This is a genomic window from Streptomyces sp. Inha503 (assembly GCF_047215865.1).
Lineage (GTDB): Bacteria > Actinomycetota > Actinomycetes > Streptomycetales > Streptomycetaceae > Streptomyces > Streptomyces lycopersici.
In genome coordinates, this window is the sequence record NZ_CP178360.1 from 2246040 (window position 1) to 2258622 (window position 12583).

At 70.1% G+C, this 12583-nt stretch carries 12 protein-coding genes and 1 riboswitch; of the genes, 4 read left to right on the plus strand and 8 right to left on the minus strand.

Annotated elements, in window-relative coordinates:
- Positions 1 to 48 precede the first annotated feature (48 nt).
- Positions 49 to 1524: a sensor histidine kinase gene (locus tag ACJX2R_RS09245; protein ID WP_413105812.1), complete on the plus strand. Its 1476-nt coding sequence runs from the start codon at positions 49 to 51 to the stop codon at positions 1522 to 1524.
- A 76-nt stretch (positions 1525 to 1600) separates the two neighbouring features.
- On the opposite strand, the gene ACJX2R_RS09250 is transcribed toward ACJX2R_RS09245, so the two are convergent.
- On the minus strand, positions 1601 to 3094 hold the full coding sequence (locus tag ACJX2R_RS09250) for an FAD-dependent monooxygenase (protein WP_413099629.1): 1494 nt from the start codon (positions 3092 to 3094) through the stop codon (positions 1601 to 1603).
- 100 nt (positions 3095 to 3194) lie between these two features.
- Here ACJX2R_RS09250 and ACJX2R_RS09255 point away from each other — a divergent pair, with 100 nt between their 5' ends.
- A complete protein-coding gene (locus tag ACJX2R_RS09255; protein WP_413099630.1) occupies positions 3195 to 3836 on the plus strand; it encodes a TetR/AcrR family transcriptional regulator in 642 nt (213 codons plus the stop codon).
- 119 nt (positions 3837 to 3955) lie between these two features.
- On the opposite strand, the gene ACJX2R_RS09260 is transcribed toward ACJX2R_RS09255, so the two are convergent.
- From ACJX2R_RS09260 to ACJX2R_RS09270, 3 genes are all read right to left on the minus strand, one after another.
- A complete protein-coding gene (locus ACJX2R_RS09260) occupies positions 3956 to 4717 on the minus strand; it encodes a CbtA family protein (RefSeq protein WP_413099631.1) in 762 nt (253 codons plus the stop codon).
- A 21-nt stretch (positions 4718 to 4738) separates the two neighbouring features.
- Positions 4739 to 4960: a CbtB domain-containing protein gene (locus tag ACJX2R_RS09265; RefSeq protein WP_020873239.1), complete on the minus strand. Its 222-nt coding sequence runs from the start codon at positions 4958 to 4960 to the stop codon at positions 4739 to 4741.
- 39 nt (positions 4961 to 4999) lie between these two features.
- A riboswitch (cobalamin riboswitch) is annotated at positions 5000 to 5150 on the minus strand.
- A gap of 68 nt (positions 5151 to 5218) precedes the next feature.
- Positions 5219 to 6118 (minus strand): MurR/RpiR family transcriptional regulator, encoded by a 900-nt coding sequence (locus ACJX2R_RS09270; protein WP_413099632.1) that lies wholly within the window; start codon positions 6116 to 6118, stop codon positions 5219 to 5221.
- A 92-nt stretch (positions 6119 to 6210) separates the two neighbouring features.
- Here ACJX2R_RS09270 and ACJX2R_RS09275 point away from each other — a divergent pair, with 92 nt between their 5' ends.
- Together ACJX2R_RS09275 and ACJX2R_RS09280 are read left to right on the plus strand one after the other, a co-directional pair.
- Positions 6211 to 7119: a polysaccharide deacetylase family protein gene (locus ACJX2R_RS09275; protein ID WP_413099633.1), complete on the plus strand. Its 909-nt coding sequence runs from the start codon at positions 6211 to 6213 to the stop codon at positions 7117 to 7119.
- An 11-nt stretch (positions 7120 to 7130) separates the two neighbouring features.
- Positions 7131 to 8066, plus strand: a complete 936-nt coding sequence (locus ACJX2R_RS09280; protein WP_413099634.1) for a polysaccharide deacetylase family protein — start codon at positions 7131 to 7133, stop codon at positions 8064 to 8066.
- 86 nt (positions 8067 to 8152) lie between these two features.
- Here the strand turns inward: ACJX2R_RS09280 and ACJX2R_RS09285 are convergent, their stop codons facing one another.
- The 4 genes from ACJX2R_RS09285 to ACJX2R_RS09300 form a co-directional block, all read right to left on the minus strand.
- On the minus strand, positions 8153 to 9400 hold the full coding sequence (locus ACJX2R_RS09285; protein WP_413099635.1) for an alpha-L-fucosidase: 1248 nt from the start codon (positions 9398 to 9400) through the stop codon (positions 8153 to 8155).
- A gap of 80 nt (positions 9401 to 9480) precedes the next feature.
- A complete protein-coding gene (locus tag ACJX2R_RS09290; protein ID WP_413099636.1) occupies positions 9481 to 10296 on the minus strand; it encodes a carbohydrate ABC transporter permease in 816 nt (271 codons plus the stop codon).
- Positions 10297 to 10330: 34 nt separating this feature from the next.
- Positions 10331 to 11311: a carbohydrate ABC transporter permease gene (locus ACJX2R_RS09295; protein WP_413099637.1), complete on the minus strand. Its 981-nt coding sequence runs from the start codon at positions 11309 to 11311 to the stop codon at positions 10331 to 10333.
- A gap of 5 nt (positions 11312 to 11316) precedes the next feature.
- Positions 11317 to 12549 (minus strand): ABC transporter substrate-binding protein, encoded by a 1233-nt coding sequence (locus tag ACJX2R_RS09300; protein ID WP_413099638.1) that lies wholly within the window; start codon positions 12547 to 12549, stop codon positions 11317 to 11319.
- Positions 12550 to 12583: the final 34 nt, after the last annotated feature.

Here is a 12583-nt window from a genome sequence, read left to right on the forward strand (position 1 = left end):
CGGCGACTCTCGCCGCGTGGCCGACTCCCGCTTCGTCGGCGACTCTCGCTGCGCGGCCGACTCTCGCTCCGTGGCCGACTGCTGGCGATCGCCCTGGCGCTGCTCGTTGTCGCCCTGCTCGGCAGCAACGCCCTGGCTGTCGTCCTGCTCCAGCGCGACCTGGTGCATCAGCTGGACAACCGGCTCCGTACCGCCGCCGCGGCCACCGCCCGCCTCACCGACCCGTCCGACATGGCGGGCGATCGGACATCGCGGGTGCGCGACACCGTGGAGCAGCAGCTGACCGGCGATGTCTATCTGGCCTCCGTCGGCCCGGACGGCCGGGTGCGGCGGGTCATCCGGCCCGCGGCACACAGCGCTCCCGCCCTGCCCCCGCTCGACGCGGCGGCGGTCGGCGAGCGCGGCCGTCGGCCCTTCGAGGCCCCGGCCGCCGACGGCGGTGAGACATGGCGGGTGATCGCCGTACCGCTCAACGCGCCGGGAGAACAGCACAAGCGGGCCGAGGGCGCCCACAGTGTCGTCCTCGCGGCCTCCCTCACCCAGGTCGACGCGACGATCAGACAGCTCGGCACCCGGATGCTGCTCATCGACTCCCTGGTGCTGGCGCTGCTCGGCGGGGCCGGGTGGTTCGCCGTACGCGCCGGGCTGCGCCCGCTGCGCCGGGTCGAGACCACCGCGGCGGCCATCGCGGACGGCGACCTGTCCAGCCGCGTCCCGGAGCTGGCCGCGTCCCGTACCGAACTCGGCCGTCTGGCCAGGGCGCTCAACGGCATGCTGGACCGGGTCGAGGAGAGCGACGCGGCGCGGGCGGCCGCCGCCGAGCGGATGCGCCGCTTCATCGCGGACGCCAGCCATGAGCTGCGCACCCCGCTCTTCGGCATCAAGGGGTTCACCGAGCTGTACCGGATGGGCGGCATGCCCGAGCGCGCCGACGTCGACGCCGCGATGGGACGTATCGAGCGGGAAGCGGCACGGCTGGTCGGGCTGGTCGAGGATCTGCTGCTGCTCGCCCGGCTCGACGAGTACGCCGCCGCCGCGGACCTCCCGCTCCATCCCACCCCGATGGATCTGCGCACCCTGGCCGTCGACGCCCTGCACGACCTGCGCGCGCTCGATCCACGGCGCCCCGTCACCCTCACCGGCCCCGGCGGCGGGCCGCCGGGTGGCGCGCCGGTGCTCGGCGACGAGGCGAGACTGCGCCAGGTGACCTCCAACCTCGTCGGCAACGCGGTGGCCCACACCCCGCCCGGCACTCCGGTCCGGATCGGCGTCGGCACCGAGGACGGTCTGGCGGTGCTGGAGCTGCACGACGAGGGTCCGGGGATGTCCGAGGAGCAGGCCGCCCGCGCCTTCGACCGCTTCTACCGCGCGGATGACGCCCGCGGCCGTACCAAGAGCGGCGGCGCGGGGCTCGGCCTCACGATCGTCAGCTCCCTGGTGACGGCCCACCACGGCCGGGTGGAGGTGCGTACGGCCCCGGACGAGGGCGCCACGTTCCGCGTCCTGCTCCCCCTGGACGACTGAGCGCCAACGGCCGGGCGCCGGGGCGCCGTCGCCCTGATGTCCGGGGCGCGGCTGACCTCGGTCCGACGCGCCCGGCTCAGTGCGCCTTCACCAGCCCGCCCTCGATCGTGGCGAGCAGGGTCTCGTCACAGGCGGCCGAGGTGTCCGCCGCCCAGCACACATAGCCGTCGGGGCGGATGAGCAGGGCGGCGGCGCCCAGGTCGTCGGCGCAGGTGGCCCGGACGAGGTCGACGCCTGGCGGGAGCGGGAGGCCGTCCGGGACGGCTCCGGCCAGATCGAGCAGAACGGCGTGGCCCGAGCCGAACAGCGCCGACAGCCGGGTGGCACCGGCCTCGGTGACCAGGTCGGCGTCCGGCATCCGCTGCCCGGTGAGGGGGTGTTCGCCGGGCAGTTCGTAGCGCAGCGAGAGCCCGGACATCAGCCCCGCGAGGTGGCGGTTGGCATCGGGCAGGCGCAGCAGGTCGATGAAGATGTCACGCAGGGCGGCCACGTCCTCGCTCGGGTTCGGGTCCGCCAGGACGCGCTGTGCCGAAGTGTGGTGCAGGACCCGGGCCGCGGCCGGGTGCCGTTCGGCGTGGTAGCTGTCCAGGAGGCCGCTCGGCGCCCGGTCCTGGATGACCGCGGCCAGTTTCCAGCCGAGGTTGAACGCGTCCTGCATACCGAGGTTGAGCCCCTGGCCGCCCATCGGCGAATGGATATGGGCGGCGTCGCCCGCGAACAGCACACGGCCCACGCGGTACCGCTCCAGCTGTCGCGTGGCGTCGCTGAAGCGCGAGGAGTTGTCCACGGCCCCGAGGGTGGTCTCCTCGCCGTACACCTCCCGCAGCGCGGTGGCGATCTCCTCATGGGTGACGGGGGTGTCGCGGGCGGTGTCCGCCTGGTCCGCGCGCCCGAAGGTGAAGCGGTAGAGGTCACCGCCGACCGGGACCAGCATGGCCCAGTAGCCGCCCGCCTGACGGGTCATGGTGCTGATGTGTCCCATCTGCTTCGGCACCAGCGAGGACACCGCGGTCAGCCGGATGTCGGTCAGCACCGCCTGATGGGTCCCGGCCCGCCCGGGAAACGGCAGCTCCAGCAGTTTGCGCACCGTGCTGTGGCCGCCGTCGCACGCCACCAGATAGCGCGCCCGCACCCGTAGGCCGTCCGCCGTCACGACCACGCCGTCCTCGTCCGACTCGACCTCCGAGACGGCGGTGGAGCGCACAACCCGCGCGCCCGCGGCGAGCGCCCGCTCCTCCAGCACCTCCTCGATCTTCCACTGGGGGATGCCGATCGGGCAGTTGTGCCTGGTCCGCCAGGGGGTGCAGTCCAAGGACACGGGCAGCATCGCGAAGTGCCCGCCCACCGGGTCGCGCGGGGTGGCCCGCCGCAGCATCGGCTCCAGCAGCCCGCGCGATTCCAGCAGTTCGGCCGTACGGGGCTGGATCGCGCCGCCCTTCACCTGCTCGATGCGCTGGTCCAGCTTCTCCAGCACCAGGGTCTCGACCCCGGCCAGCGCCAGCTCGTACGCCAGCATCAGCCCTGTCGGGCCTGCGCCCGCGATGACGACTTCGGTCGTGCTCTCCGTCATCTCCATCGTCCCCGCCCTCTCCTCGATTTCTCGCCTCGGACTATATGTATACCAGGTGCAGAAATCCCCTGGGGGCAAGTGCTCTGCTACGGTGGTCGTCGTGGACGGCAAGCCAGGGCTACGGGAGCGGAAGAAGCAGCGGACCCACACGGCGATCTCCGAGGCGGCGATCACGCTCTTCCTCGAACACGGCTTCAACCAGGTCTCGGTGGCCCAGGTGGCCGAGGCGGCCGAGGTGTCCAAGCGCACGCTCTTCGCCTACTTCCCGGCGAAGGAAGACCTCGTGGTGCACCGTCTCGCCGACCACGAGACCGAGAGCGCCCGCGTCGTACGGGCCCGCCCGCCCCGTACCACCCCGCTGACCGCACTGCGCGAGCACTTCCTCAAGGGCCTGCGCGAACGGGACCCGATCACCGGGCTCAACGACCATCCCCAGATCCTCAAGCTCACCCGGATGATCCTCGACACACCCTCGCTGGTGGCCCGGATGGAGCGGTTCAAGGCGGGTGCCGAACGCGCGCTCACGGAGGCGCTGCGGGAGACGGCGGACACCCCGGAGCTCACCGCGCGGCTGGCCGCCGTCCAAATCGTCGCGGTCCAGTGGTCACTGGCACAGGACAACACCGCACGCGTGACGTACGGGGAGCCGGCCGACGAGCGGTACGCGGGTGCGGTGGCCGACGCGGAGCACGCGTTCGCGCTGCTGGCGAACGGACTGCGGCACCTGCCCCCGCGGAAGTGACTCCAGGCCGCCCCGCAGGGGTGCCTCCGGGACGCCAGGCCGTTAGGCCGCCAAGTGCCCGCACAACGCGAGAGGGCCCCGGATTTCTCCGCGGGCCCTCATGCGTCTCGGTGTGGTGGTCAGTTCGGGGCGGCCGCCATCGCCCGGCTCTCCTCGGCCTTCGCGGGCTTGGGGTTCAGCATCCGCTCGGCGAGTTCGCCGAAGAGGAGGCCGAAGCCACCCCACAGGATCAGCTGCATGGCGAGGGCGGACAGCCGGAACCGCCACAGGACGGTGGCCGGGAAGTCCGCCGGGACCTCGTTGACGACGGGCAGGAAGGCGAACGCAAGCCCGATGACGACGGCGAAGGCGGCCACCGCGGCGACGGTGGCGTACCAGGCGCCCAGCTTCGGGGCGAGCCGCTTGCCGAGAATGGTGGCGGCGATCGCCAGGAGCACGCTGAGCACCATCATCAGGAAGTACAGCGTCGTCCGCTTGCCGATGGTGTCGCCGTTGCCGACGGCGGGCGGGTTGGCCGGGTACTTCAGGAACGGCACGACATAGACCGCGAGCAGCGCGCAGCCGGACAGCAGCAGCGCGGTGGCCCGCGGGCTGAAGCGGCCGACGCGGCCGAGGGCGACGCAGTAGGCGAGGGCGGCGATGCCGCCGAACGCGATCCCGTAGATGAGCACACCGGTGGCCAGGCCCGCGGTGGACTGAAGACTACGGGAGACGATCTCGACCTCGTGCTCATGCGCGGGGGCGTGGGCCTCCTCGAAGCCGATCGCGCGGTCGACGTTCGGCTCACCGAGGAAATAGGCGGCGATCAGGGCGAGCACACCGGCACCAAGACCGGCGAGCATGCCCCGCACCAGCAGGTTTCTTACCGTTGCGGAGTTCATGGGGGTGCGGCGTCCCTCGCCTCAGTGGCAGGGGAAGCCGAGCAGATGGCGGGCGTCGTGCACCCACTCGTGGACACCCGAGCCGGAGACGACCGCGGTGGCGCCCTGCTCGGCGCCGACGAAGTACAGCAGGACCAGCATCAGGATGCCGAAGAAGACGGCCCAGGGAGCTATCGCCTTCAGCGGCAGTGTGGCGGGGAGGGCGGGGGTGGTGGCTGTCGGCTGCGCGACATGCTGCGCCATGACAGTGGCCTCCTAAGGGAGTTCGCGTCCCATCTCGGTGGTGCACAAGACGATGGCTGCGGGTCTGACTCACGGACGTCCCCTTCGGATACGTCTCGTTCACAGTGGCGCGACCGTGCCGGACTCCCACCGGCTTCCGTCAGACCATCGTCGATATCGCACCGACGGTACCGCGTGTCGGATGCCTGGCCAAGACCGGCCACCTGGTGAGACGCCTCTCTCGTACCGGGCGGACGGCCCCGGAGGGACGCACCCGCATCACTCGTCGCGGCCGTAACGGGGGCTGTTGGGCGGCAGGAAGTGACCGCGGAGGCGGGTCAGGAGTTCCGAGGTCTCCAGCGCGCGCTCGCCCAACTGGGAGGCCACGGCCAGGGCCAGGGCGTCGACCACGGCCAGCGAGCCGAGCGTCTCGCGGGTGGCCCCGGAGGCGGAGAGGGTGGCGAGGAGGGTGACGGCCACGCGGTCGCCGAGGGCCGGGCCGAGGGCGTCGGTGATCAGGACGACCGGGGTGCCCACCTCCTCGGCATGGTCGATGATGACCTCGATCTCCGTGAAGAGCCGGGCCGGGGCGAAGACCACCACGACGTCGTCCGCCGAGAGCGGCACCAGCGCGTCCGGCAATCTGAAGCCCATGTCCGCAGTGTGACGGGCCTTGAGCCCCAGCCGGTTGAGCCTCAGCGCGAGGTACTCGGCGATGATGCCGGACGGGCCGGCGCCGAAGGCCATGACCTCCTTGGCGGGCAGCAGCCGCTCCACGGCCGCGGCGAAGGCGTCGGCGCGCAGACCGCGCCGGGTCTCGTGGATGACCTCGGCGGCGTCCTCGAAAACCCGGTCCAGCAGTTCCTCGGTGGATCCGGCCATGTGCTCGACGCGGCTGCGCAACCGCGCGGAGGGCCGCATCAAGGTGGCGAGTGACCGGGCCACGGCGTGCTTGAGACCGGTGAAGCCGCTGTAGCCGAGGGCCTTGGCGGTGCGGACCACCGTGGCGTCGCTGGTGCCGGTGAGCGCGCCGAGCTCGCTGGCGGAGGAGAAGCCCACCTCCTGCGGATGCTCTCTGAGGAACGCCGCCACCTTCTGCTCGGCGGGAGCGAGCCGCGGCCAGGCGGCCGCCACCCGCTGCTGGAGCGGCGCACCCTCCGGGATCTCCGCCATGTCCATGGGCTGCCCTCTCTTGACGCGCGTCCGTAGCGCATCCTACTTTCCTCGCGTCGCATTCACGACAAGTTCGTAGCAGATACTACGGAGCCTCCATGACCACTTCCGCCACCCCGACGCCCGGCTACCGGCCCCGGCCGGGGGCGGTCGACCGCCCGCGGTGGCCGGGCGGCGCCCGCTGCGCCGTGATGCTGAGCTTCGACGTGGACGGCCCGGCGCTGCTGGCCAACCTCGGCCACGCCCCCGACATCTGGCGCTCCCCACGGCTGTTCTCGCTCGGCGCCTACGGTCCGCACCGGGGCACCCCCCGGATCCTGGACCTGCTGGAGGACTTCCGGATCCCCGCCACCTTCTTCGTCCCCGGCTGGACCGGCGAGAGCTGGCCCGACCTGCTGAAGACCATCGCGGACCGCGGCCATGAGCTGGGCCACCACGGCTATCTGCACGAGCTGTACTACTCCAGGTCCATCGCCGAGCAGCGGGCGCTGATCGAGCGGAGCCAGGAGATCTTCCAGCGGGTGGCCGGCACGACGGCCGTGGGGTTCCGCACCCCCTCCGGTGACTTCCGCGCCGACAGCCCCCGGCTGCTGTGCGATCTCGGCTTCTCCTACTCCAGCTCCATGCGCGGCGACGACCGCCCGTACCGCTGGCGGATCGACGGGCAGGACACCGACCTCATCGAGATCCCCGCGCAGTGGGAGCTGGACGACTTCCCCCAGTTCGCCTACAACGACGTCCCGGCGGAGCCGCGCAGCCAGGACCGGATCGCCGGCACCGAGCTCACCCTGGACAACTGGCGGCGGGAGTTCGACGGCTACTACCGCTACGGACTCTGCTACGTGGTGATGATGCACCCGGAAGTCATGGGCAAGCCGAGCCGGGCGCTGCTGCTGCGCCGGCTGATCGAGCACATCCGCTCCCATGACGACGTGTGGTTCGCCACCGGAAGCCAGATCGCCCAGTGGTGGCGGACCCACCACGGAGCCGCCGGGGGCGACAAGTGAAGGAGAACGCGGTGGAGAGCGAGCAGGCGCGGCCCCGGCTGGAGGAGAACCCGCCCTGGCCGGACGGTGCCCGGTGCGCGGTCGTGGTGACGGTCAACCTCGACGCGGAGCTGTTCTGGCTGCGGCTGGACGAGTCCTGCCACGAGCGGCCCAAGACCCTGTCCATGGGCGAGTACGGTCCCAAGCGCGGTGCTCCCCGGGTGCTCGACGCCCTCGAGGCGGCCGATGTGCGCGCCAGCTGGATGATCCCGGCGACGGTGGCCGAGCGCTACCCCCGGACGGTGCGGGACGTGGCCGCCCGCGGCCATGAGATCGCCTCCCGCGGCGACGGCCTGGAGGACTACGCGACCCTCGACGCGGAAGGGCAGCGCCGCGCCATCGAGCGTTCCGCGCGGGTGCTCGAGGACATCTCCGGGCGGCGGCCCACCGGCTTCCGGCCGCCCTCCGCGGAGATCGGCGACGACACCGCCGGGGTGCTGGGCGAACTGGGCTTCACCTGGACCTCCCTGGCCCGGGGCGACGACCGGCCGACCCTGCTGCACCCGGCCACCGGCCCCGGCGCCACCCCGCTGGTGGACGTTCCGGCCCACTGGGAGCTCAATGACTTCCCCCGCTTCATGTTCAACTACGGACCGGCCTACCCCGCCGGTCAGGTGCGGATCGCCGGATACGGGCAGACCCTGGACGACTGGTGCGCCGAGTTCGACGCGTACCACGGCTACGGGCTGTGCTGTGTGATCACCCTGGAGCCGTCCTGCATCGGCAAGCCGGGCCGGATCGGGGTGCTGGAGGAGTTCCTGGCGTACATGCGGCGGCGCCGGGACGTATGGTTCGCCACCGGCGCCGAGGTGGCGCGGTGGTGGCGCTCCCTGGACCGCCCGAACGACCCCGGGTCCTCGGAGGAGGTACGTCACCGCACCGACCCGCGAGGCGCCGCGGCCGTCTGACGGCGCCACACCACCCCCACACCACCTCCCACACCACCGGCGCCCCGCCGACCTCGCGCCACCGGGGGCGCGCCCCCGATCCAGTGTCAGGTGTCCTGGCGCAGGAACAGTTCCACGACCGGTACCGCCACATCGGGGCGGACGACCGGCAGGGTCAGGGTCAGGGTGCCGGGCGGCTGGCCGCCGAGGCCGGTGTTCTGTGCCTTGATCGACGGGTCGATCTCGCGGTACTTGATCTCGGACGCGTCGTGCAGGAGCTGTGCGTACTCGACCTTGCCCGCCAGGTCCGGCAGATGGACATGGCCGAAGGGCCAGGTGAAGAGGTGCAGATAGAGGCGGTTGCCGCGCTGGGTGTAGCGGGTGTCGACCGGGGCGCGGTGCGGGGAGGGTCCGGCGCCGTGGATGGAGCGCTGGTGGCGGGACATCCACGCACCGATCCCCTCCAGCGTGGCGAGGGCGGTGGTGTCGAAGTCTCCGCGTCCGGTCGGGCCGACGTTCAGCAGCATGTTGCCGTTCTTCGAGACGCCGTCAACGAGCATCCGGACCAGCAGGTCGACCGGTTTCACATTGAGGTTGTCGCGGTCGTAGCCCCAGCTGCCGTTGAGGGTCTGGCACGCCTCCCACACCACCGGCCGCCCGTCGACCTCCATGGGCCTGTCGGGCTGGTACTGCTCGGGAGTGACGAGGTCACCGGGGATGGCGAGCCGGTCGTTGACGATGATCTCGGGCTGCAACCTGCGGGTGAGCGCGAGGAGTTCCTCCGAGCCCCACTCCTCCTTGCCCTTGCCGTTCCACACGTCGTGGTGGTCGTCGTCCTTGTACGAGAAGTCGTAGAAGAGGTAGTCGATGGTGCCGTAGCCGGTCAGCAGCTCCTCCACCTGACCGTGCAGATAGGCGCGGTAACGGGCCATGTCGCGGCCCTCGTTGAGCCGCTTGATCTCCTCCGGCGGGTCGTCACGGCGCGGGTGGAGGCCGTCGATGACGAAGTCCGGGTGGTGCCAGTCGATGAGCGAGTGGTAGAAGCCGACGCGCAGCCCCTCGGCGCGCACGGCCTCGACGAACTCGGCGACGAGGTCCTTGCCGATCGGGGTGTTCATCGAGGTGTAGTCGGTGAGCTTGGAGTCCCACAGGCAGAAGCCGTCATGGTGCTTGGTCGTGAGCACCATGTACTTCATTCCGGCCCGCTTGGCGGAACGCGCCCACTCGCGGGGGTCGAAGAGGTCCGGTTCGAAGTGGCGGAAGTAGCGGTCGTAGTCCTCGTCCGTGATGCGTTCGCGGTTCTTCACCCACTCGTGGCGGGCGGGCAGGGCGTACAGGCCCCAGTGGATGAACATGCCGAAACGTCCTCGGTGAACCAGGCGGGGATGGCCATCGAGGGAGATTCCTTTCCCGGAGAAGAGGGGGCACACAGGGGTCAGCGGCCGCCCAGGCCGCTGGTGACGATGCCGCGCACGAGGTGCTTCTGGAGGAGGACGAGGATGATCACGGTCGGCAGCATCGAGATCACCGAGGCCGCCATGACGAGGCTCCACTCATTGCCCTGCTGTCCGAAGAACGCCTGGAGGCCGAGCGGGATGGTGGCGCGCGCGTTGACGTCGTTGACGATCACGAGGGGCCACAGGAAGGAGTTCCAGTAGCTGATGAAGGTGAAGACGGCGAGCACGGCGAGGGTGGGCCGGGCCAGGGGCACCATCACGCTGAGGAAGGTGCGCACGGTCCCGGCGCCGTCGACCCGGGCCGCGTCGTCCAGCTCCTGGGGAACGGTCAGGAAGAACTGGCGCAGCAGGAACGCGCCGAGCGCGGTGAACGCCCACGGGATGATGAGCGCCTGGACGGTGTCCACCCATCCGAGGTTCTGCATCATCACGTACATCGGGATGACGAGGACGTCCTGCGGGATCATCAGGGTCGCGAGGAACAGCAGGAACACCACGTTCCGGCCGCGCCAACGCAGCCGGGAGAAGGCGTATCCGCTGAGCGCCGCGACGGTCACGTTGATGGCGGTGCCGACCGCGGCGACGAGGACACCGTTGAAGATGAAGCGGGCGAACGGCAGATAGCTGAAGACGTCGGTGTAGTTCTGCCACCGGAGCGCGGAGCCCCAGAGGGTCGGCGGGGTGGTGAAGGTCTCCGACTCGGGCTTGAGGCTCGTGGCCACCATGTAGATGAGCGGTGCCATGAAGGCCAGGGCGATGAGGCACAGGATCACATAGCCGATCGCGTGCCGCATCCGCGGTGCCGCACCCGTCGTCCGCGTACCGCCGCTACTCATAGTGCACCCATCGCTTCTGGCCGAGGAACTGGACCGCCGTGATGCCGAGGATGATGACGAACAGCACCCAGGCGCCCGCCGAGGCGAGCCCGAGCTGCTGGTTCTGGAAGCCGGTGTTGTAGATGTACTGGACGAGGGTTTCGGTCTCCGTCCCCGGGCCGCCCTTGGTGAGCAGGAACGGCTGGGTGAACACCTGGAAGGAGGTGATGAGGGTCATCATGGTGGCGAAGAAGATCGACGGCGAGATGGCCGGGAACTTCACATGCCAGAAGGTCCGCCACGCGTTCGCGCCGTCGAGCTGGGCGGCCTCGATCTGGCTGTCCGGCACCGCGTCGAGCGCGGCGGAGAAGATGAGCATGTTGTAGCCGAAGCCCGCCCAGACGCTCATCGCCACGACCGCGAACATCGCCCAGGTGTCGTCGGCGAGGAAGTTGGGGGCGTGCTCACCGAGGGTGGACTGGAGCGAGGCGTCGATGAGGCCGTCGGGCTGGTACAGCATCCGCCAGACGACGACGTTCGCCACCAGCGGGGTGATGGTCGGGATGAAGAACAGCACCCGGAAGATGTGCCGGTGTCTGATCCGGGGTGTCAGCCAGGCCGCGAGCCCGAGGGAGACCACGAGGTTCAGCGGCACATAGAGGATCACGTACTCGGCCGTGTTGCGCACCACGACCCAGAAGACCGGATCGTCGAAGAGCCGGCGGTAGTTCTCCAGTCCGGTCCAGGTGTGGCCGCCGATCATCGGCCAGTTCATGAAGCTCACGACGAGCGACGCGACGATCGGGACCACGGTGAAGAGCGCCAGTCCGATCGAGTGGGGGGCGGCGAACGCCGCGCCCCACCACGAGCGGCGCCCGACCTCGGCCGGGCGCCGCCCCTCGGGCTCCTCGTCCACCGCGATGGCGGTGCCCGGGGCGGCCACCGGCACCGTCATCACCTCCTCCTCGGCCGGGGCGGCCTGTTGTGTTGTCACGGCCGTCACTGCCCGAGCTGGCCCGCGATGGACTTCATCGTCTCGGCGCCCGACTGCTGTCCGTTGACGGCTTGGATTCCGTATTGGGAGAAGAGCTGCTGGAGCTGGTCGCTCTGTTTGTTGCCGGGCAGCGGTGTCGATGCCTTCTGTGCCGTCTTGAGGACCCTCTCGACGCCGTCGATGTGCGCGTTCTCGTACCACGCCTGCTGGGCGGCGGTGCGTCCGGGGAATGCCCGGCCCTGCCGCGCGAGCGTGGTGAGCACCTTCTGGCTCGTCATCGTCTTGATGGCCTTGAACGCCTGGTCGGGGTAGGCGCACTGTTTGGAGATGCCGAATCCGGAGCCCGCCGAGAAGGTGGACGGACCGGAGGTGTGGCCGGTGGGTATGGTCGTGACCCCGATCGGGAAATTCACCTTGCCCTTCCGGTCGAGCAGGGACCAGGGACCGTCGAGATACATGCCGACTTTCTTGGACACGAAGTTGTTGGAGGGGGCGTCGGTGTCCGCGCTGGCCTGGGTGGCGGTGCCGTTCTTGACGAGCGAGGCGAGCCAGTCCAGCCCCTTGGCGAATGCGGGATTCGACGGATCGAGCGTTCCGTCGGCCTTGATGACCCGGCCGCCGTTGTAGCCGAGGATCATCGATTCGAGATTCATGTCCGAGACGCTCGAGGCGAACATCGTCTTTCCCGCCGCCTTGAACTTCGCCGCGGCCGCCGTGAAGTCGGCGAGCGTCCAGCCGGGCTTCGGTTCCTCGGCACCGACCTGCTTGAACAGGTCCTTGTTGTAGAAGAGCAGCATGGGCCCGGTGTCATACGGCAGGGCGTACAGCTTTCCGTCGACCTTCATTCCGTTCAGGGCGGTGGTGTCGAACTCGGAAAGATCGAGCCCACCCTTCTTGGCGTAGGAGTCGATCGGCCGCAGGACATCGGTGTAATTCGCCGCGCGGAGACTCTGGATGCTCACCACGCACGGCGCGCTCCCGGTGCTGAGCTGGGTGCGGAGCTTGGTGAAGTAGTCGTTGAAGGGCGCGCCCTGGATCGTGACCTTCGGGCCGCCCTGGGCGCTGACCGAATTCGCCACCTGCTGCCAGGCCGCCTTGTCGGACGAGCCGGCGATCCACATCGACCAGACGAGTTTGTCCTTCGACTGGTTGGACGTGCTGGAACTGGAGGAACATCCCACCAGCAATCCCCAGGCGGCGGCCGCCGCGGTGACACCGACGAGGAGTCGTCTTTTCATAGCAGAGTCCACTTCATGTGCGTGCTCGGATGGC